A 19,567-nucleotide genomic window follows, 5' to 3' on the forward strand; every position below is an offset into this window, starting at 1 on the left:
CGGCCGCGGCACCGAGACATCCAAGGATAAGAGGACTGGAATGAAGATCGCCTGGGCCAGCGTGTTCGTCGACGACCAGGAGAAGGCGCTGCGGTTCTACACCGAGGTGCTGGGCTTCGAGGCCAAGCACGACGTGCCGATCGGTACGGACCGGTGGCTGACCGTGGTCTCCCCGGAGGATCCGGACGGTACGGAGCTGGTGCTCGAACCCAGCAGCCACCCGGCGGTGGCGCCGTTCCGGACCGCGCTGGTCACCGACGGCATCCCGTTCACCTCGTTCGCCGTCGACGACGTCGACGCCGAGTACCAGCGGCTCCGCGGCCTCGGTGTGCACTTCACCCAGGTGCCAACGGCCATGGGTCAGACGACCACCGCGGTGTTCGACGACACCTGCGGCAACCTGATCCAGATCCACCAGTACGAGCCGGCCGGTGCCCCGACCATCCCCAGCAGGGATCACGGCAGTGAATGACATCGCCAACCAGGACGCCAGCCTGCGGGCCGTGCAGCGCCGCCTGACGAGCACGCAGACCGACCACGGCCCGGCGACGGCGGCCGTGCTCCGACGCCGTCTCGAAGCGCCGATCCAGGACGTCTGGGCGGCCGTCACTACCCCAAACCGCGTCGACCGCTACTTCCTCCCGCTCAGCGGGGATCTCCGCGACGGCGGCCGGTACGCGTTCGAGGGCCAGGCCAGCGGCCGGATCCTCGCCTGCGTCGCCCCGAACCTGCTGCGCCTGGAGTGGGTCCCGCCCGACCGTGGCGAGGCCGACCAGGTCGAGGTCCGCCTGACCGCCGACGGGGACGACGCGACCTGGCTGGAGCTGGAGCACGCCTCGGTCGCAGACGTCTTCCACACGGACCTCTCCGGCGCGAGGTTCAGCCCCGTGATCGGCTGGGAGGGGCCGTTGCACTACCTCGGCGAGTACCTCCGCGGAGTGCTGCCGGACCGGCCGAGCACGGAGTGGTACGTCCTCGACGAGGTGGAGGAGCTGCGGTTGGCGACGCTCCGGGCTGCGGAGTGGGCCACGGCCGAGGCGGCGTACGCCGACAGCGGCGGGTCGCGGTAGGTCGAGCTCGGCAGGAGCTGGTGGCTGGGCCCAGGCCGCAGGTAGGCGGGGCCTGGATGTCGGGTTCCTGCCATCTTGTCCCCGTTGCGGGCCGGGCGTTGCGTCCGATGTCCGTGGGTGCCGCTAGCGTTCGAGCGCTAGTCAGGACCACACGATCGCAGGGACCCCATGGACGCCGTCATCGCATTGCTCATCGCCGCCGGGATCGTCTGGTGGCTGCTCCGCCGGCGGAAGCGGCGAGGTGCGCCGACGCACCGTCCGTCCGCCGCGGACAAGGCACGTAGCTCCGCACACCCGCCCGTTTCCGGCCGACCGACCGCCTCCGGCCAGCCGACGAGCCGGCGGCAACCGACGTACACCCATCCGCGCGGCGAGACGGCACGCGAACCCGCTGGGCCCGCCGACCGGATGCCCTTCGCGAGACCGGGCAGGAGCGGCCCGCTGTTCACCTACGGCGGACCAGGTCGGAGCGGCTATCAGCACGATGGACCCTTCGCCGTCATCGACGTGGAGACCACCGGGTTCTCCCCCGCGAAGGGCGACCGGGTCATCGAGATCGCCGTCGCGCGGGTCGACGCGAGCGGCCGAATCGAGGACGAGTACGCCACCCTCATCAACCCCGAGGGCCGTGACACCGGGCCCGTCTTCGTGCACGGCATCAGCAACGGTGCTGTCCGCAACGCACCGCTCTTCGCGGACGTAGCGGGGGACGTCCTCGCCCGGCTGGAAGGGGCGGTCGTCGTCGCGCACAACGCGGTGTTCGAGGAGCGCTTCCTCGCCGCGGAGCTGAGCCGGGCGGGCATCTCGGTCGCCTCGCTGCCGGCGCTGTGCTCGCTCTGGCTCGGGCAGCAGACGTTCGACACGCCGAACCACAAGCTCGCGACGCTCGCGCGGGAGGCCGGCATCCCGCTCGTCGACGCCCACGCCGCGCTGGGTGACGTCCGCGCCGTCGGGCGCCTGCTGCCGATGATGCTCGACCGGCACGGTGCGCCGCTGGTCTACGGCTGCCGGCCCGGCAATGGCATGGCAGCTGCCCATCGCCGCGGAGCCACGCCGGTGACCCGGGCGGTGGAGCTCCGGAAGGGGACCGACGGCTGGATGGCGTCGCTGCTGGCGCGCCTGCCGATGAGCACCGGAGAGGTCGACGACGCTGCCGCGGAGGTTTACCTCGAGGCCCTCGCCGAGGTGCTCGCCGACGGCAAGCTCGTCGGCGAGGAGGCGAAGCTGCTCGCACGTGCCGCCGGGAGCGCCGGCATGGGTGCCGCGCAGGTCGCCGCTCTCAACGAGCGCTTCCTCGAGACCATGAGGGACGTCGCCCTCGCTGACGACGTGCTCACCGCCGCCGAGCTGCGGCAGCTCACCAAGGCCTCGACGCTGCTCGGGGTGCCGGACTACTTCGACGACCTCACCCCGACGAGCCTGTCCGCTGCGGAGGCGACGAGGCCACTGATCGAAGCGCCGCGGGGCGCTGGCGTCCCGCTCGCGAGCGAGCCCGCAGGCGGCGACGGCGCGAGCACCGTGACGGCACCGGGCGCCTCCACAGCCACCATCGACGCGCATACGGCGCCGGCGAAGCCGCGAGCGGTGCGCCGCTGCGGCCACTGCCGCCAGCCCGGCCACTACCGCTCCACCTGCCCCGCGCTCAACTGAGCCCACGGGCTTCTCGTTGTCCCGCGGCGGCTGGACCCAGGGCATCGCCCACGTTCACTACCCGCCGGCGAGGATGTCTGACAGGTTGAACCGCACCGGCTCCTCGAGCTGGTCGTAGGTGCAGGAGGCCGGGTCCCGGTCCGGGCGCCAGCGGCGGAACTGGGTGGTGTGGCGGAACCGGTTGCCCTCCATGTGGTCGTAGGCCACCTCCGCGACCAGCTCGGGGCGCAGCGGCACGAAGGACAGGTCCTTGTTGGCGTTCCAGCGGCTCACGCTTCCCGGCAGCCGCCCGTGCTGGTGCGCCTCCTGGTCAGCCCAGGAGCCCCACGGGTGCTCGGCGAGGTCGACGTCCCGGTAGGGGGCCAGCTCGTCCAGCAGGCTCCGGCGCCGGGCCATCGGGAAGGAGGCGCAGACGCCCACGTGCTGGAGCCGGCCGTCGTCGGCGTAGATGCCCAGCAGGAGCGAGCCGACCACATCCCCGCTCTTGTGCCACCGGAACCCCGCGACGACGCAGTCCGCGGTGCGCTCGTGCTTGACCTTGAACATGGTCCGCTTGTTCGGCTGGTAGGTGCCGTCGAGCGGCTTGGCGACGACGCCGTCGAGCCCGGCGCCCTCGAAGCTGCGGAACCACTCGTGGGCCTGGCCCAGGTCCGCCGTCGCCGGCGTGGTGAAGACCGGGTCGGCGGCGTCGGCGAGGGCCTCGACGAGCCGGGAGCGACGCTCCCGGAACGGCTGGCCCATCAGGTCGGCGTCGTCCAGGGCGAGCAGGTCGAAGCCGACGAAGGAGGCCGGGGTCTGCTCGGCGAGCAGGTTGACGCGGCTGGCCGCCGGATGGATCCGCTGCTGGAGGGCGTCGAAGTCGAGCCGGTCGCCGGCGACGACGACGATCTCCCCGTCGACGACGCAGCGGGCCGGGGTGTTGGCCCGGACGGCCTCGACGAGCTCGGGGAAGTAGCGGGTCATCGGCCGCTCGTTGCGGCTGCCGAGGACGACCTCGTCGCCGTCGCGGAAGATGATCGTGCGGAAGCCGTCCCACTTGGGCTCGGTGTGCCCGAGGTCGGGGATCTCGGGGACGGACTTGGCCAGCATCGGCGCGACCGGCGGCATGACGGGGAGGTCCATGGCACCGATCCTGCCCTGTCCGTGCGTGCACGTCCCGGGAGAGGCTCGTTCCGGGCCGACGGCGGCCGGGTAGGCCGACCGGGTCGCCCGCGAACCGACCGGGTCGCCCGCCAACCGACCGGGTCGCCTGCCTACCGACCGGGTTGCCGCACTGGCCCGGCCTGGTAGCTTCCCCGTCGACGGCGGCGAGTTGCCCGGCCAGTCCTGCCCCACCCGGCTCGGTCGAATCCGCTATTCCCCGGGGTCGCGCCGCTTCCGCGACGGCTGCACCCGCAGCGGCTCCCCCGGCATTTTCGGGTACTCAGGCGGGTACGGCATGTCCCCCAGGGCGTGCTCGCGCTCGTCCCGCTCGTACCACTCGAGCACCGGGGTGAGGTCGTGGGCGACGTCGTCGATGCCGGCGTGCAGGTCTCCCAGCTCGGCGAACCGGGCCGGCATGGTCCGCACCGTGAGGTCGCGGGGATCCACCGCGGGCAGCTCGTCCCAGGTGACCGGCGCCGAGACGGGGGCGTGCGGCAGCGGCCGGACGCTGTAGGCGCTGGCGATGGTCCGGTCGCGGGCGTTCTGGTTGTAGTCCACGAAGATCGCCTCCCCGCGCTCCTCCTTCCACCACTTGGTGGTCACCTTCCCCGGCAGCCGGCGCTCGAGCTCGCGGCCGAAGGCGATCGCCGCGTGCCGCACGTCGGTGAAGGTCCACCGCGGCGCGATCCGCACGTACAGGTGGATGCCGCGGTTGCCGGAGGTCTTGGGGTATGCGGTCCAGCCGAGCTCGGCGAGCACCTCGCGGGCGACAGCGGCGACGGCGACCGCCTCGGCGAACGCGGTCCCGGGCTGGGGGTCGAGGTCGATGCGCAGCTCGTCGGGGTGGTCCACGTCCGCCCGGCGCACCGGCCAGGGGTGGAAGGTGATGGTGCCCAGGTTGGCGGCCCAGGCGACGGCGGCGAGCTCGGTGGGGCAGAGCTCGTCGGCGGTGCGGCCGCTGGGGAAGGCGATGCGGGCGGACTCCACCCAGTCCGGCACGCCCTTGGTCGGCAGGCGCTTCTGGAAGAAGGCGTCGCCGTGCGGGTCGGCCCGGGTGGCCCGCTTGACGTTCTCGTGGACGCCGTCCGGCCAGCGCTCGAGGGTGACCGGCCGCTCGCGCAGGGCGCGGAGGATGCCGTCCCCGACGGCGAGGTAGTACTCCACCAGTTCGCGCTTGGTGATGCCGACCTCGGCGAAGTACACCTTGTCCGGGTTGGTCACCCGCACGGTGCGGCCGCCGACGTCGATCTCGAGCGCGGGACTGCGCGACGCTGCCATGGCGCGAAACTACCGTGCCGGAGTCGAGCGGGATGGCTCCTGGATGCTCGAGCAGGCCGGCCATGCCCGCGGGGCGACTGACGAGCGGCACTCCCCGGCCCGCTGGTCGGTCTTGCGCACGGCGCCCGTGCCGTGCGGGCGCCTCGTGCCAGCCGCAGGTCCTGCCCAGGACAGCAGCCGCCGACCGCCGCTGTGGTAGAAGGTCCACGTGGACCATGACGACCGGGCGGCGGGCGCTCGACGGCGCCCGGCGTCCTCGAAGACGACGGCAACGATGGTCTGGCGCGAGGGCGTGGTGCGGGGGCTGGGCGCCGCGTGGGAGGGGGCGAAGGAGCTCGAGGTCGAGCTCGCCGCGCGGCACGGTGACCAGACGCCGAGCAGTGCGGCTGCCGACCCGCTGCCGGTCGGCCCGGCGGCCGCCGACCAGGCGCTGGACGGCCCCGCACCCGCCGACCAGGCGCCGGTCGGGCCGCCAGCCGCAGACCCGGCGCCGGCCGGCCCAGTGGCAGCCGACCCGGCGTCGCTCGGCCCCGCACCAGACCCGCTCCCGCCCGGCACCCTCGTCCGCGCCCTGGCCTACCCCGCCCTCGTCGGGACGCCCGCGCCCGGAGACCGGGTGCTGCTCTCCGCCGCCGCCCTGGCCCGCGGCCTGGGCACCGGCGGGTACGCGATGGTCGTGGCCCTGCCGGACCGCCTGCCGGCAGACCCGCCGCCCGGCCCCGGCCACCTGGTCAAGGCCCGGTACACCCCGCAGCAGGCCATGGTGCTCGGCGCGGACGAGCAGGAGTCGCCCCACCACGACCTCCTCCGCGACGCGGACGACCTCGCCGGGCTGCCCGTCGTCGTCGCCGACCTGCACTCCGCCGTCCCGGCGATCGTCGCCGGGGTCCGCGCCGCCTGGCCCGCCGGCGAGCCGCGGGTCGCCTACGTGATGACCGACGGCGGGGCGCTGCCCGCCTGGTTCTCCCGCTCCCTGGCCGGGCTGCGCGCCGCCGGGTGGCTCTGCGGTTCGGTGACCGTGGGGCAGGCCTTCGGCGGGGACCACGAGGCGGTCAGCCTGCACTCCGGGCTGCTCACCGCCCGCCTCGTCCTCGGCGCCGACGTCGTCGTCGTCGCGCAGGGCCCGGGCAACCTGGGCACCGGCACCCGGTGGGGGTTCTCCGGCACCGTGTGCGGGGACGCCGTCAACGCCGTCGCCACCCTGGGCGGCACGCCGGTGGCGTCCCTGCGGGTGTCCGGGGCGGACCCGCGGGAGCGGCACCGGGGGGTGTCCCACCACTCCCTCACCGCCTACGGCCGGGTGGCGCTGGCGCCCGCCGACGTCGTCGTGCCGCGCTTCGACGGCGGCGGCGGGCTGGAGGCCGCGCTGCCGGCGGACCTGCCCGGCCTGGTCCGGGAGCAGGCGGCGCCCCTCGGCGCCCCCACCGGCAAGCACCGGCTGGTGGAGGTCTCCACCGCCGGGCTGGCCGAGGCGCTGGCGGCGAGCCCGGTGCGGCTGTCGACCATGGGTCGCGGGCTGGCGGCCGACCCGGCGGCGTTCCTGGCGGCCGCCGTCGCCGGCGTGCACGCCGCCCGGGTGGCCGCCGGCTGAGCCGCGACGCCGGACCAGACCAGCCGGGTCAGTCCCGCGGCTCGTGCAGCGCGACCAGCGTCGCGAGCCGGCGGGCCTCGGCGCGCGCCCGGTCGCCGTCGGCCCGCTGGATCGCCATGACCGCCAGGGTGTCGCCGTCGGACAGGTCCAGCAGCACCCACGGGTTCCCCTCCCCGAAGGTGACCGCGACGATCTCGGCCCAGTCCACCTGCCGGGTGTGGACGAGGTTGCGCACCCGCAGCCCGGTGGGGCCGGGGTCGGCGCGCACGCTGCCCTGGCGCCAGAGGAACCAGCAGATGAGCGCGGCCAGGGCCGCGGTGCCGGCCTGGTCGCCCAGCCCGAACACCGCCCCGGACAGCGGCAGCAGCACGATGACCGCCACCGCGCCGAGCACGGTGAGCACGCCGAGCACCCAGGTGACGGTGCGGGCCGCCCGGGCGCGGAACGGGGCGTGCAGGTCCGCCGTCATCAGATCCGGCAGGCGTGGATGGAGGTGACCAGGATGGCCCGGGCGCCGACGTCGTACAGGTCGTCCATCACCCGGTTGGTCTCGGTGCGCCGGACCATGGCCCGCACCGCCACCCAGCCGCCGTCGTGCAGCGGGGAGACGGTCGGGGACTCCAGGCCCGGGGTGATCGCGACGGCGGCCTCGACGTGCTCGACCGGCACGTCGTAGTCCATCAGCACGTACTGGCGGGCCACCAGCACCCCCTGCAGGCGCCGGTCCAGCACGGCCAGCCCGGCGGGCAGGTCCGCCGGGCCGGGCCGGCGGACCAGGACCGCCTCCGAGCGCAGGATCGGCTCGCCGAAGGTCTCCAGCCCGGCGGCCCGCAGGGTGGTCCCGGTCTCCACCACGTCGGCGACGAGGTCGGCCACGCCGAGCTGGACGGAGGACTCCACGGCGCCGTCGAGGTGGACGACGGTGGCGTCGACCCCGTGGTCGGCCAGGTAGGCGCCGACGAGGACGTCGTAGCTGGTGGCCACGCGCTTGCCGCGGACCTGGTCCAGGTCGGTGATCTCCCCGGCCGGCGCGGCGAAGCGGAAGGTGGAGGTGGCGAAGCCGAGCGGGCGGTGCTCCACCGCCCGGACCTTGGAGTCCAGCAGCAGGTCCCGGCCGGTGATGCCGGCGTCGACGGTGCCAGAGCCCACGTAGACGGCGATGTCGCGGGGGCGGAGGAAGAAGAACTCCACGTCGTTGTCCGGGTCGGCCAGGACGAGCTCGCGCCCGTCCCGGCGCTGGCGGTAGCCGGCCTCGCGGAGCATCTCGGTGGCCGGCTCGGCGAGCGACCCCTTGTTGGGCACGGCGACACGCAGCACTTGGTCTCTCTCTTGCTCGGTGGGTGGGGTTGGGGTTGGCGGCGCTTGTGGCGGGCGGGTGGTGGGCGGTCCGGCCGTCGTCCGGCAGCCGTACGGCAGGCCGGGGGGACGGGGCCGACAGCGGCCGGCGACGGAGGCCGACGGCGCCCGGGCCGCCGTCGGCGTCACAGGTGCCGGTAGACGTCCTCCAGGGTCAGGCCGCGGGCGATCATCATCACCTGCAGGTGGTAGAGCAGCTGGCTGATCTCCGCCGCGGCGGCCTCGGCGCTCTCGTGCTCGGCGGCCATCCACACCTCCGCGGCCTCCTCCACGACCTTCTTGCCGATGGCGTGGATCCCGCCGTCGAGCTCGGCCACCGTCCCCGACCCGGCCGGCCGGGTCTGGGCCTTGTGGGTCAGCTCGGCGAAGAGGGACTCGAAGGACTTCACCCGGGCAGCCTAGTTGCTGGCCGCGGGCAGGAACCGCGCCGTCCAGGCGGCTGCGGGGTCGACGTCGCCGGCCAGCAGATCGTGCTCGGCCATGAAGCCGGCCATCCGGGTCCACAGCTCCCCGTCCTGGGCGCCGGGCTCGGCCCCGTACAGCGGCGCGGTGGCCTCCAGCGCGGCCAGCGCGGTCTCGCGCTGCTCGGGCCGGGCGAGGTCGGGCACGTGCGCGGCGGCGTCGTCGACGGCGGCCGCCGGGTCCGCGGCGACGTCGGCCACCCCCCGCAGGGTGGCCGCCACGGCGGCGGCCACGGCGTCCGGGCGCTCCTCCGCCGTGCTGTCCAGCACGCCCAGGCCCACGCCGACGAGCGGGACGTCGCCGAGCGGGACGGTGCGCACCTCGGTGCCGGCCTGGGCGAACCGGACGGCGTCGTTGTTGACGAACCCCATGACCGCGTCGACGTGCCCGGTGGCCAGCGCCGTCTGCTGGGTGTAGCCGATGTGCTCGACGTCGACGTCCTCCTCGGTCAGGCCGGCGCCGGCGAGCAGGGCGAGCAGGCCGAAGTAGGTCTCCCCGTACGGGCCGGGGATGCCGACGCTGCGGCCGGCGAGGTCGGCCGGGGCGGTGATGGGCGAGTCCGCCGGCACGATCAGGACCACCGGGTAGTCCTGGTAGAGGGTCGCGACGTCGACCAGCGGCACGCCCTGGGACCGGGCCTGGAGCATCTCGTCCCCGCCGGCGACGACGAGGTCCTCCTCGCCCTGGGCGACGGCGGTGAACAGGCCCTCGCTCTGGCCGTGGTGGCGCAGGGTCACCTCCAGGCCGGCGTCGGCGTAGTAGCCGCGCTCGGCGGCGACGTAGAACGGCGCGAACTGGATGTCCGGGACGTAGGTGAGGCCGATCGTCAGCGCCTCGGCGTCCGCGGGCGGCTCGGTGGTGGGGCTGGCGCTGGTCTCGCCGGCGCCGGCGCCGGGGCGGCCGGCGCCGGTGCAGGCGGTCAGCGCCGCGGCGACGGCGAGGGCCGCGGCGACGGCGGCCGTGCGGGCGGTCCGGCGGTGCTGGGGCACGGGGTACTCCTGGGTCGGCGGTGGGTGGTCGGGTGGTGGGGCGGTGGCGGGCGGGAGGCGGAGTGGTCGGTCGGCTGGCGGGGCTGGTCGGTGGCGGCGGGCGGACGGTGGGCGCCGTCGTCGTCAGCGGTCGGCGACGCGGCGCTCGATCGCGGTCAGCACCCCGTAGATGGCCATCGCCAGCGCGCACAGCACGACGAGGGCGGCGAACAGTCCGGTGGTGTCCAGGCTGTTGCCGCGGGTGGCGAGCAGCATGCCCAGGCCCTGGCCGCCCATGACGAACTCCCCGACGACGGCGCCGGTCACCGACAGGGTGAAGCCGTTGCGCAGGCCGGTGAGCACGCTGGGCAGGGCGAGCGGGAGCTCGATCGCGCGGAGCAGGTCCCACTCCCCAGCGCCGTCGAGCCGGGCGGCGGCCACGACGTCGGGGTCCAGGGTGCGCAGGCCGTGGACGGTGGACAGGAGGATGGGGAAGAAGACCAGCAGCGCGCAGAGGAACACGGTGGGCGCCAGGCCGTAGTCGAGCCAGATCACCAGCAGCGGGGCCAGCGCGACCGTCGGGATGGCCTGGGAGGCGGCGACCAGCGGCTCCAGGGCGGCCGACGCCCACCGGCTGCGGAAGATGAGGTAGGCCAGCGGCAGGGCGACGGCGGCCCCGGCCAGGCAGCCGAGCGCCGCCTCGGTGAGGGTGGGCAGGACGTAGCGCCCGAGCCCGCCGGTGGTGACGTCCTCGACCAGGCGCACCGCGACGTCGCTCGGCGCCGGCAGGGCGTAGGCCGGCACCAGCCCGGAGCGGGCCAGCGCCTCCCAGGCCAGGACGAGGACGACGGCGAGGGTGAGGGCGGCGCCGAGCCGGCCGCCGGGACGGGAGCCCCGCCGGGTTCCGGCGGCCCGGCGGGACCGGGCGCCCCGGCCGGCGCGGGTGCCCGCGGCGGGCGGGCGGCGGTGGGGCTCCGGCACGCGGCCGCCGTCGGAACGGTCGCCGGCCCGTGAGCGGCCGCCGTCGGCGGGGCGGTCGCCGGCCCGCGAGGGGTCGGGCCGCGCGGGGTGGCCAAGTTGCGCAGGTTCGCCGTCCGTGGTGGGGCTGCTGGACTGGGCGGGGTTGTCGCCGTCGTGGGCGCGGTGGACGGTCGGCGCGTGCCGCTGGCCTGCAGCCAGCCGGTCACCGCCGGCCGCGGTCCGCGGGTAGTCGTCACGACCGGGGTGCGCGCCCGGGCCCGACGCGGGCGGCGTCGTCGACAGGTGCTGGTTGCCCACCAGGTCCTCCCGGTCCGTCTCCGACGTGGACCGGGGTCGCCCGGGCGGCGCGGGTGCGCGACCGAGCCGGCACGCCAGCGGCGTGCCGCGTGCTGCCTCCCATCCGGACTTTCACCGTCGGTCCTGGAGTTCCACCAGGTCAACCGGCACCCCTGCGGGTGCGCGGCTCGCGGACTGTCACCGCCGGTTCGGACTCTCACCGACCCCGGAGCACGTTGCTTCGGCGCCATCGTAACGCGCGGGCGGGGGTCGCGGTCCCGGCGGCCGCGGTCAGGCCTCCAGCGCCTCCTCCTCCTCCTTCTCCTGCTTCTCCAGCATCGCCAGCGCGGCGTCGAACTCCGCCTCGATCGCCGGGTTGCGCCGGTGCGTCAGCACCGAGACGACCACGGCGACCAGGAGGTTGAGGACGAAGCCGGGCACGATCTCGTACAGGTCGAAGATCCCGCCGTCGACGTTCCCCCAGATCCCGACGGCGACGGCGCCGACCACCATGCCGGCCAGGGCGCCGGCGACGGTGAGGCGGCGCCAGTACAGCGACAGCAGGATGGTCGGGCCGAACGCGGCGCCGAAGCCGGCCCAGGCGAAGGCCACCAGCCCGAGGATGGTGTCGTTCTGGGTCCACGCCATGGCCGCGGCGACGAGGGAGACCAGCAGCACCGCGCCGCGGCCGAGCAGCACGAGGAACCGGTCGCTGGCGTTGGAGCGCACCACCATCCGGTAGAGGTCCTCCACCAGCGCCGAGGAGGTGACCAGCAGCTGGGAGGAGACGGTGGACATGATCGCGGCGAGCACCGCGGCGAGCATGAACCCGGCGAGCAGCGGGTGGAAGAGGATCTGCCCGAGGGCGATGAAGACCGTCTCCGGGTCGTCCAGGGTGAGGCCCTGCTGCTGGAAGTACGCCACCCCGACGAGCGCCGTCGCGATGGCGCCGAGGACGGACAGGGCCATCCAGCCGATCCCGATGCGGCGGGCAGAGGTGGCCTCGCGCACCGACCGGATGGCCATGAACCGGACGATGATGTGCGGCTGGCCGAAGTAGCCCAGGCCCCAGGCGAGGGCGGAGACCACGCCCATGACGGTCGCGGTGCTGGTGGCGCTGAGCAGCGCGGGGTCCACCTCGCGGACCGAGGCGATCACGCCGCCGGGCCCGCCGGTGGCGGACAGCCCGACGAGCGGGACGGCGATGAGGGCCAGGAACATCATCAGGCCCTGCACGAAGTCGGTGTAGGAGACCGCGAGGAACCCGCCGAAGAGGGTGTAGGCGACGGTCACGGCGGCCACGAGGAGCATCCCGTGGCGGTACTCCATACCGAAGGAGCTCTCGAAGAAGACCCCGCCGGCGACCATGCCGGAGGAGACGTAGAAGGTGAAGAACGTCAGGATGATCAGGCCGGAGGCGACGCGCAGCAGCCGGGAGCGGTCCTTGAGCCGGTTCTCCAGGAAGCTGGGGATGGTGATGGAGTTGTTCGAGACCTGGGTGTAGCCGCGCAGCCGTGGGGCGACGAAGCGCCAGTTCAGCCACGCGCCCACGGTCAGCCCGACGGCGATCCAGCCCTCCACCAGGCCGGCGGCGTAGATCGCGCCGGGCAGGCCCATGAGCAGCCAGCCCGACATGTCCGACGCGCCGGCGCTCAGTGCGGCGACGGCGGGGCCCAGGTCCCGGCCCCCGAGCATGTAGTCGCCCAGGTCCTTGGTGCGCCGGTAGGCGTACCAGCCGATCAGGAGCATGCCGCCGAAGTAGACGATCATCGCCACGGCCTGGAATGCCTGGTCGCTCATGGTGGTCCTCCTCGGGACGGATGGCGGCCGAGGCTACCTGCCGCTGCGCGGTCAGGACATGTTCCCTGGTCGGCGGACCGGCCGAGGGCAGGACTGACCGGGCAGGACGGGTGGGCAGGACTGACCGGGCAGGACGGGTGGGCAGGACTGATCACGCAGGACGGGTGGGCCAACCAAGGGTGGGCCGGGTCCGGCCCCCGCCGGGTCAGTGCCGGTGGGCCTGGGCGGCGAGCTCGCGCAGCGCGTCCACCTCGGCGGCAGCGTCGTCGGCCTTGTACACCGCCGAGCCGGCCACGAACACGTTTGCACCCGCGTCGGCGGCCCGCTCGATGGTGGCGCGGGACACGCCGCCGTCGACCTGGACCCACACGTCCAGCCCGGCGGCGCTGATGGCCCGGCGGGCGCGGGTGATCTTGGGCAGCATGGCGTCCAGGAAGGGCTGGCCGCCGAACCCGGGCTCGACAGTCATGACGAGCAGCATGTCGAGCTCCGGCAGGAGGTCTAGGTACGGCTCGACCGGCGTCGCCGGCCGCAGCGCCAGCCCGGCGCGGGCGCCCTGGTTGCGCAGCTCGCGGGCCAGCCGCACCGGGGCGACGGCGGCCTCGGCGTGGAAGGTGACCGAGGCGCAGCCCGCCTCGGCGTAGGCCGGCGCCCACCGGTCGGGGTCCTCGATCATCAGGTGGGCGTCCACCGGGACGGGGCTGGTCCGCAGGATCGACTCGACCACCGGCAGGCCGAGGGTGAGGTTGGGCACGAAGTGGTTGTCCATGACGTCCACGTGGGCGTAGTCCGCGCCGGCGATCTTCGCCAGCTCCCCGCGCAGGTCCGCGAAGTCGGAGTTGAGGATGCTCGGCGCGATCAGGATGCTCACCGGGGCAGCGTAGCGAGGCCGGTGGGCGGGGCCGGGACGCGCTGCGGGCTCTGCTGGCGCAGGTTCGGGAACCACTCGCCGTCGTGTTGCTCCGCGGAGGACTGTCAGGTCCGGGTTCAGCTCGTGGCGATGGTCGTCAGACCAAGCCGCGACCAGGCCGCCAGCAGCGTCCTGTCGCCGGAGACGGCCGCAGTGTCCGCCGACGCCACGGACAGTGCCGTTGCAGCATGCACGGCGTCGTAGCCACGCAGCCCCTGCTCGACGGCGAGCGCGGCCGCCGTCGTGGTGGTCTCGGGGGTGACCGAGATCAGGACCATGGCGCTGAGCAAGGTGTCCGTAGCCTGCAGACCGGTGCCGAGCTGGTGTGCCGTGAGGCGCCCGATCCGGTTCGCCTGACCGAGGGCGGCGGCCGCCTCCACGTGCACGAGCAGCGATGAGCAACGGATGTCGGCCTCCTGCCAGAGCTGCCGGCATCTCGCCGATGATGGCTCCTCGACGATGAGCGGCACGAAGGCAGACGTGTCGAGGTAGAGGAGCATGCGCGCTCGTCAGCGCCGTTGGTCGACGACCAGGTCACTGACCGTACCCGCCGCCCTGATGAGCGGAGGAAGGGTTGTCGGGCCGGACGGGCGGCTAGCGACGCCCTCCGCGACGAGACGCTCGACGAGGCTCTCGCCCGTGAGCGGCGCGAGCTGAGCGACCGGACGCCCTCGGTCGGTGACGACCACGACCTCGCCGGAGCGTGCGCGGTCGACATACGAGCTCAGCTGTGCCTTCAGGGTCCGGATACCGACCACCGTCATCCCGGCCTCCTCGTTCGTGGTCACACGGTAGCACTATGTGGTCACGTTGGTGCGCCTGCTGTGAGCATGCGGTCCCCTTCGGGCTCTGTCCCAGGCCGGGGGCCGAGCGGCGGCAGGGGGCTTGCTGTTGCCGGAAGGCCTCCAGTGCCGAGGGAGTCGCTGCGGAGGGCCGTGCTGACTCAGGGAGTCACCGCGGAGGGCCGTGCTGAGGGAGTCACCCCGCAGGGTTGCGCTCAGGATGTCGCAGCGGAAGGTTGCGCGGGCCTCCTCGCCAGTCAACGGCCCGCAACGTACAGTTTCACGTATAGCGGCCATAAGACAAGAACTGATTCCTGACCCGGGGCGAGAGCTACGAACGGCTGAGGCGTGTCGCCCCATGCGAGATCTGCGAAAGGTTGTGGGCGTGTCGCGGCGCGCTTCCCCAGGATTGGGCGCCTGATTACTACTATTGGTGCATGACGTTGATCGAGCTGGACGGTACCGAGTGGTCCATCCTGATGAAGTACAAGGAGCAAGCGCCGTACAAGCTGATGCGGCTCAAGGCAGAAGCGCTGATGCTGCTGCACGAGAACGTCGACATCGGCACGGTCGCCAGGTTTGTCGACCGCAGGCCTTCGACGGTACGGGCCTGGGTGAGGGACTGGCAGAAGATGCGTCTGGCGTCGGTGCACACCGGTCACGCCGAGAACCTGAACGCCTCCAAGCTCACCGCCGACCAGCGCGCCCAGGTAGCCCAGATCCTGGCCTCCCCACCCTCGGAGCAGGGACTGCCCGCGCAGTTCTGGGACGTACCGAACCTGGCGTCCTGGCTGCACAACCACTTCGAGGTGGTCTACGAGTCCGACAGCTCCTACCACTTCCTCCTGCACATGGCCGGGATGACCTTCCACAAGCCCGAAGCGGTGGACAAGCGACGCGGCGACGAGGCCACCATCGCCAAGCGGATGGCCGAGATCCACCAGGAGATCGCCCCGCACCTGGCCGACCCGGACACCATCGTGGTGGCCGCGGACGAGGTCCGCATCGAGCACGAGGCCATCCTGCGCCGGGCCTGGCAGATGGCCGGAACCACCACCCGCATCGAGGTCGACCGCCAGCGCCAGGCCCAGAGCTACATCGGGTTCCTCCACCAGGACGACGGGAAGGTGGACCTGCGGCGCCTGGACTGGCAGAACAGCGACACCATCATCGAGGCCCTCACCGCGTTCACGGCCGCCCACCCGAAGAAGAAGATCGTGATCGTGTGGGACAACGCCGCCTGGCACCGCTCCAAAGCCCTGCGGGCCCACCTCGGACCAGGCAATCTCCTCGAACGCATCCACCTGATCCACATGCCGCCCTACGCACCCGACCACAACCCGATCGAGCACGTCTGGGGCGAAGCAAAAACCAGCATAAGCAACATCCAGCGCGCCACCTTCGACCAGACCAGGACCGCGTTCGAAGGCTTCATCCGCGGCAACAAGTTCCCCTACCGCCTGGAGTGAGCTTTTGATCTATCCGGGCTATACGTCAAGCGGAAGGGGGTAAGCCGCACCATGTCGTACTCGGAGTCCCGTGCTCGCTACGCGGAGATCCTCAACGCTGTCGTTGACGACCGCGAGGAGGTAGTGATCACCCGTGCCGGTCGCGAACCCGTGGTCATCGTTCCCCTCGAGGACTATGAGTCCCTGAAGGAGAGCGCCTACCTTCTGCGCAGCCCGGCGAACGCTCGCCGCCTGCTTCGTTCCTTCGTTCTATCGAGGAGCTGGAGGCGGGGTCCGGGGTCGCCCGAGACCTCCTGGAATGAGGAGCGCGTGGGCCGAGACCGCTTGGGGCGGACTATGTCCGATGGCAGGCCGAGGACCGCAGAGTGCTCAAGTGGATCAACGTCCTCATCAAGGACGTCGAACAGAATGTCCATGAAGGTATAGGAAAGCCGGAGCCGCTCAAGCACGGCTACCGTGGCTATTGGTCTCGGCGCATCACGGATGAGCACCGATTGGTGTACAAGTTCGAGGGCGATGAGATCCGCATCGCCGCCTGCCGCTACCACTACGGAGACTGACCACCGCGGGAGCGGGCCGCGACTACTTCGGCGACCGGCCGGAAGGTTGGGACGAACGGATCAACGGTCCGGGCCCGCACCGGCACCGGTGGCGCGAGCACGTCTGCGGAGCTGAACTCTCACTCCGAGGGGGTCAGGGCGGTCCGGTCACGGTGCTGAGCGCCGCCGGAGCAGCGCCAGGAACATCGCGTCCGTGCCGTGCAGGTGCGGCCAGAGCTGGACGAACGGCCCGGCCAGCCCCGGCAACGGCCGCCGGCCGACCTCCTGGACGACGGCGGCCGCGTCGAGGACCTCGACGTCGCCGCGGCGGCCGGTCACGTCCGTCACCACGGTGCGGGTCTCGGCCAGGTGCGGAGAGCAGGTGGCGTAGGCCACCACGCCGCCCGGCCGGGTGGCGTCCAGGGCGGCGCCGAGCAGCTCGCGCTGGAGCGCGCCGAGCCCCGCCAGGTCCGCCGGGGTGCGCCGCCAGCGTGCCTCGGGGCGGCGGCGCAGCGCGCCCAGGCCGGTGCACGGGGCATCCACCAGCACCCGGTCGAAGGCGCCCGGGTGCGCCGGGCCGACCGCCCGCCCGTCGCCGACCTGGACCGTGACGGTGCCGGCCGGCAGGGCCGCGACCGCGGCCCGGACGAGGTCGGCCCGGTGCGGAGCCACCTCGTTCGCCAGCAGGGTCACGCCCCGCCGCGCGGCGAGGGCACCGAGCAGGGCCGCCTTGCCGCCGGGCCCCGCGCACAGGTCCAGCCAGGCGGTGTCCCGCTCCGGGACGGGCGCGGCGGCGAGGGCGAGGGCGACGAGCTGGGAGCCCTCGTCCTGCACCCCGGCGGCCGCCGCCCGCACCGCCGGCAGCCGGCCCGGGTCCCCGCCGCCGAGCAGCACCGCGCGCGGGGACCAGCGGCCGGGGGCCGGGCGCTCCCCCGTCTGCGCCGCCACCTTCGCCGCCAGGTCCGCCGGGCCGACCAGCCCGGGACGCGCCACCAGGGTGACCCCGGGCGGGTCATTGTCGGCCCGGAGCAGGTCCGCCAGCTCCCCGGCGTCGCGGCCGTCCGCGAGCAGGGCCTGGCGCAGCGCCCGGGTCACCCACGGCGGGTGGGACTCGGTGGCCGAGAGCCGGGCGACGTCGTCCTCGCCGGCCGGGTCGACCTCGTCCGCGACGACGGCGAGCCACTCCTCGGTGCTGCGGGCGGCGACCGCGCGCAGCACGGCGTTGACCAGGCCGGTCGGCGCCGGCCCGACCGCCTCCCGGGTCAGCGCGACGGTCTCGGCGACGGCGGCGTGCGCCGGGACGCGCATGCCGAGGAGCTGGTGGGCGCCGAGCCGGAGGACGTCGAGGACCGCCGGGTCCAGGGTGTCCAGCGCCCGGCCCCGGGTGCAGCGGGACAGGATGGCGTCGTAGCGGCCCCGCAGCCGCAGGGTGCCGTAGGCCAGCTCGGTGGCGAAGGCGGCGTCGCGCCCGGTCACGCCGCGCTCGCGCAGCAGGCCGGGCAGGACCAGGTTGGCGTAGGCGTCGGAGGTGGCGACCGCACGCAGGACGTCCAGCGCGGCGCGGCGGGCCGGGTCCGTCCGGCGGCGCCGCGGCGGCTGGGACCGGCCGGGGCTCGCCTGCCCGGGACCGGCGCGGCGGGGACCCGCGCCGCGGGGACCCGCGCCGTGGGGGCCCTCACCACGACCCGCGCGATCAGGGCTCACGCGCCCAGCACCTGCCCGTCGGGGCCGGCGCCGCGGGCCCAGGCGTCGGCGGGCATCCAGCCCTTCCCGGCTGGGGCGACCTGGCCCAGGGCGACGGCGCCCGCGCCGGTGCCGACGAGGACCTCGTGCTTGCCGGCCCGGACCTGTCCGGGCGGCAGGTCGGTGACGTCCGGGCGCGGGCGCACCGGGCCCAGCTTCAGCCGGCCACCGGCGGGCAGCGTCGTCCACGCGCCGGGCGCCGGGGTGCAGCCCCGGACGCGGCGGTCGACGGCGAGGGCGGGGTCCGCCCAGCGCACCCGGGCGTCGTCGACGGTGATCTTCGGGGCGAGGCTGACGCCGTCGGCGGGCTGCGGCTGCGGGCGGGCGGTGCCAGCCGCGATGGCGTCCAGGGTGGCGAGGAGCAGGCCCGCGCCGGCCTCGGCGAGCCGGCCCAGGAGGTCCCCGGCAGTGTCCTGGGGCCGCACCGGCTCGGTGAGGGTGCCGTAGACCGGGCCGGTGTCCAGGCCGGCCTCGATCCGGAAGGTGCTCGCGCCGGTGATCTCGTCCCCGGCGATCACGGCGTGCTGGACCGGGGCCGCGCCGCGCCAGGCCGGCAGCAGGGAGAAGTGCAGGTTCACCCAGCCGTGCGCCGGGACGTCGAGGAGGTCGGCGGGGATGAGGTTGCCGTAGGCGACGACCGGGGCGGCGTCGACGGCCAGCGCCCGGATCTGCTCCGCCGCCGCGGCGTCCCTGAGGGTGCGCGGGGTCAGCACGGGCACGCCGGCGGCGCGGGCGGCCGCGGCGACCGGGCTGGGCGCCAGCGCCCGGCCGCGCCCGCGCGGGGCGTCCGGCCGGGTGAGCACCGCGACGACCTCGTGGTCGGAGCCGAGCAGCGCCCGCAGGGCCGGCAGGGCGGCCTCCGGGGTGCCGGCGAAGAGCAGACGCATGGTCGAGGAGTCTAGGCGGCGGGCGCCAGCGGCAGGCCGAGGGCCCGGAGGTCCGCGCGCAGCGTCGCGGCCGTGGTGAAGACCCGGGCGTGCAGGCCGAGCGCCGCCGCGGTCGCCACGTTCGCCGGGGAGTCGTCCACGAAGACGGTGCTGGCCGGATCCAGGCCGTAGCGCTCGAGCAGGACCCGGAAGATGGCCGGGTCGGGCTTGATCACGCCCTCCTGCCCGGAGACCACGACCCCGTCGAGCAGGCCGATCGCCGGTGCCACCGGCTCGGCGTGGTGGAACGTCTCGGCGGACCAGTTGGTCAGGCCGAGCAGCCGGACGCCGGCGGCGTGCAGCTCCTCGACCACGGCGGCGGTGCCGGGGACGGGGCCGCTGAGGCTGGCGGCGAAGTTGGTGCAGTACCTGGTGAAGGTGTCCGCGTGTGCGGGATGGTCCCGGGCGACCCGGGCCTGGGCGGCGGCGTGGGTGAGGCCGGCGTCCATGTCCCGGTTGACCGCCGGGAAGTCGATCGCCGCCGAGAAGGCCTCCCACTCGCTGCGGGACATCCGGTCGGCGAGGGCCAGGTACGGGTCCCACCCGATCACCACCTGGCCGAGGTCGAGGACGACGGTGGGATACGGCGAGGCTGGCACGGGACTATCGCACCATATTCGGCC

19 protein-coding genes, 2 pseudogenes and 1 riboswitch are annotated in these 19,567 nt (G+C 74.1%); of the genes and pseudogenes, 7 read left to right on the top strand and 14 right to left on the bottom strand.

Features of this window, described 5'->3' with window-relative positions; all coding sequences use genetic code 11:
* The first annotated feature begins 40 nt into the window (after nucleotides 1-40).
* From MF406_RS09120 to MF406_RS09130, 3 genes are all read left to right on the top strand, one after another.
* Nucleotides 41-472, top strand: a complete 432-nt coding sequence (locus tag MF406_RS09120) for a VOC family protein (RefSeq protein ID WP_242897746.1) — start codon at nucleotides 41-43, stop codon at nucleotides 470-472.
* Nucleotides 465-1,070 (top strand): SRPBCC domain-containing protein, encoded by a 606-nt coding sequence (locus tag MF406_RS09125; protein ID WP_242892161.1) that lies wholly within the window; start codon nucleotides 465-467, stop codon nucleotides 1,068-1,070. Before MF406_RS09120 ends, MF406_RS09125 begins: the two co-directional genes overlap by 8 nt.
* Nucleotides 1,071-1,577: 507 nt before the next feature.
* Entirely contained in the window at nucleotides 1,578-2,720 is a 1,143-nt protein-coding gene (locus tag MF406_RS09130; protein ID WP_242892164.1) for a PolC-type DNA polymerase III, read from the top strand.
* Nucleotides 2,721-2,777: 57 nt separating this feature from the next.
* Here MF406_RS09130 and MF406_RS09135 read toward each other — a convergent pair whose 3' ends face one another.
* The gene (locus tag MF406_RS09135; RefSeq protein ID WP_242892167.1) at nucleotides 2,778-3,842 is read right to left on the bottom strand and encodes an ATP-dependent DNA ligase; all 1,065 of its coding nucleotides are present in this window, start codon (nucleotides 3,840-3,842) and stop codon (nucleotides 2,778-2,780) included.
* Between the two features lie 231 nt (nucleotides 3,843-4,073).
* Nucleotides 4,074-5,141 (bottom strand): non-homologous end-joining DNA ligase, encoded by a 1,068-nt coding sequence (gene ligD / locus MF406_RS09140; RefSeq protein WP_242892170.1) that lies wholly within the window; start codon nucleotides 5,139-5,141, stop codon nucleotides 4,074-4,076.
* Nucleotides 5,142-5,349: 208 nt separating this feature from the next.
* Here ligD and MF406_RS09145 point away from each other — a divergent pair, with 208 nt between their 5' ends.
* Complete coding sequence (locus MF406_RS09145) at nucleotides 5,350-6,732, top strand: DUF3866 family protein (RefSeq protein WP_242892172.1); 1,383 nt, start codon at nucleotides 5,350-5,352, stop codon at nucleotides 6,730-6,732.
* A gap of 28 nt (nucleotides 6,733-6,760) precedes the next feature.
* Here the strand turns inward: MF406_RS09145 and MF406_RS09150 are convergent, their stop codons facing one another.
* The 9 genes from MF406_RS09150 to MF406_RS09190 all read right to left on the bottom strand — a co-directional run bounded on the left by MF406_RS09150 (nucleotide 6,761) and on the right by MF406_RS09190 (nucleotide 14,273).
* The gene (locus MF406_RS09150; RefSeq protein ID WP_242892174.1) at nucleotides 6,761-7,201 is read right to left on the bottom strand and encodes a PH domain-containing protein; all 441 of its coding nucleotides are present in this window, start codon (nucleotides 7,199-7,201) and stop codon (nucleotides 6,761-6,763) included.
* Nucleotides 7,201-8,049: an ATP phosphoribosyltransferase gene (hisG, locus tag MF406_RS09155; protein ID WP_242892177.1), complete on the bottom strand. Its 849-nt coding sequence runs from the start codon at nucleotides 8,047-8,049 to the stop codon at nucleotides 7,201-7,203. The genes MF406_RS09150 and hisG overlap by 1 nt, the downstream gene beginning before the upstream one ends.
* Before the next feature lie 164 nt (nucleotides 8,050-8,213).
* A complete protein-coding gene (locus MF406_RS09160) occupies nucleotides 8,214-8,477 on the bottom strand; it encodes a phosphoribosyl-ATP diphosphatase (protein WP_242892180.1) in 264 nt (87 codons plus the stop codon).
* A gap of 9 nt (nucleotides 8,478-8,486) precedes the next feature.
* Nucleotides 8,487-9,539 (bottom strand): ABC transporter substrate-binding protein, encoded by a 1,053-nt coding sequence (locus tag MF406_RS09165; protein WP_242892183.1) that lies wholly within the window; start codon nucleotides 9,537-9,539, stop codon nucleotides 8,487-8,489.
* Nucleotides 9,540-9,662: 123 nt separating this feature from the next.
* A complete protein-coding gene (locus MF406_RS09170; RefSeq protein WP_305852946.1) occupies nucleotides 9,663-10,499 on the bottom strand; it encodes an ABC transporter permease in 837 nt (278 codons plus the stop codon).
* A 383-nt stretch (nucleotides 10,500-10,882) separates the two neighbouring features.
* Nucleotides 10,883-11,013: riboswitch (FMN riboswitch) on the bottom strand.
* A 53-nt stretch (nucleotides 11,014-11,066) separates the two neighbouring features.
* Nucleotides 11,067-12,575, bottom strand: coding sequence for a sodium/proline symporter PutP (putP, locus tag MF406_RS09175; RefSeq protein WP_242892185.1), 1,509 nt, complete (start codon nucleotides 12,573-12,575; stop codon nucleotides 11,067-11,069).
* Between the two features lie 205 nt (nucleotides 12,576-12,780).
* Nucleotides 12,781-13,446: a ribulose-phosphate 3-epimerase gene (gene rpe, locus MF406_RS09180; protein ID WP_242892200.1), complete on the bottom strand. Its 666-nt coding sequence runs from the start codon at nucleotides 13,444-13,446 to the stop codon at nucleotides 12,781-12,783.
* Between the two features lie 116 nt (nucleotides 13,447-13,562).
* Nucleotides 13,563-13,985: a type II toxin-antitoxin system VapC family toxin gene (locus MF406_RS09185; RefSeq protein WP_242892203.1), complete on the bottom strand. Its 423-nt coding sequence runs from the start codon at nucleotides 13,983-13,985 to the stop codon at nucleotides 13,563-13,565.
* Nucleotides 13,986-13,994: 9 nt separating this feature from the next.
* Nucleotides 13,995-14,273, bottom strand: coding sequence for a type II toxin-antitoxin system Phd/YefM family antitoxin (locus MF406_RS09190; RefSeq protein WP_242892206.1), 279 nt, complete (start codon nucleotides 14,271-14,273; stop codon nucleotides 13,995-13,997).
* A 431-nt stretch (nucleotides 14,274-14,704) separates the two neighbouring features.
* Here MF406_RS09190 and MF406_RS09195 point away from each other — a divergent pair, with 431 nt between their 5' ends.
* The 3 genes and pseudogenes from MF406_RS09195 to MF406_RS09205 all read left to right on the top strand — a co-directional run bounded on the left by MF406_RS09195 (nucleotide 14,705) and on the right by MF406_RS09205 (nucleotide 16,296).
* Nucleotides 14,705-15,736, top strand: a complete 1,032-nt coding sequence (locus tag MF406_RS09195; RefSeq protein WP_242892207.1) for an IS630 family transposase — start codon at nucleotides 14,705-14,707, stop codon at nucleotides 15,734-15,736.
* A gap of 51 nt (nucleotides 15,737-15,787) precedes the next feature.
* Nucleotides 15,788-15,919: pseudogene (locus MF406_RS19090) on the top strand (type II toxin-antitoxin system Phd/YefM family antitoxin); the annotation flags it as partial.
* 115 nt (nucleotides 15,920-16,034) lie between these two features.
* Nucleotides 16,035-16,296 (top strand): annotated as a pseudogene (locus tag MF406_RS09205) (Txe/YoeB family addiction module toxin).
* A gap of 147 nt (nucleotides 16,297-16,443) precedes the next feature.
* Here the strand turns inward: MF406_RS09205 and MF406_RS09210 are convergent.
* The 3 genes from MF406_RS09210 to MF406_RS09220 are packed head-to-tail and all read right to left on the bottom strand — an operon-like array spanning nucleotide 16,444 to nucleotide 19,543.
* Nucleotides 16,444-17,979: an RsmB/NOP family class I SAM-dependent RNA methyltransferase gene (locus tag MF406_RS09210; RefSeq protein ID WP_256463881.1), complete on the bottom strand. Its 1,536-nt coding sequence runs from the start codon at nucleotides 17,977-17,979 to the stop codon at nucleotides 16,444-16,446.
* On the bottom strand, nucleotides 17,976-18,905 hold the full coding sequence (gene fmt, locus MF406_RS09215) for a methionyl-tRNA formyltransferase (protein ID WP_242892209.1): 930 nt from the start codon (nucleotides 18,903-18,905) through the stop codon (nucleotides 17,976-17,978). The genes MF406_RS09210 and fmt overlap by 4 nt, the downstream gene beginning before the upstream one ends.
* Nucleotides 18,906-18,916: 11 nt before the next feature.
* Nucleotides 18,917-19,543: an HAD family phosphatase gene (locus tag MF406_RS09220; protein WP_242892211.1), complete on the bottom strand. Its 627-nt coding sequence runs from the start codon at nucleotides 19,541-19,543 to the stop codon at nucleotides 18,917-18,919.
* Nucleotides 19,544-19,567 lie beyond the last annotated feature (24 nt).

Origin of the sequence: Georgenia sp. TF02-10 (genome assembly GCF_022759505.1) — a bacterium.
In the GTDB taxonomy this organism is placed as follows: domain Bacteria; phylum Actinomycetota; class Actinomycetes; order Actinomycetales; family Actinomycetaceae; genus TF02-10.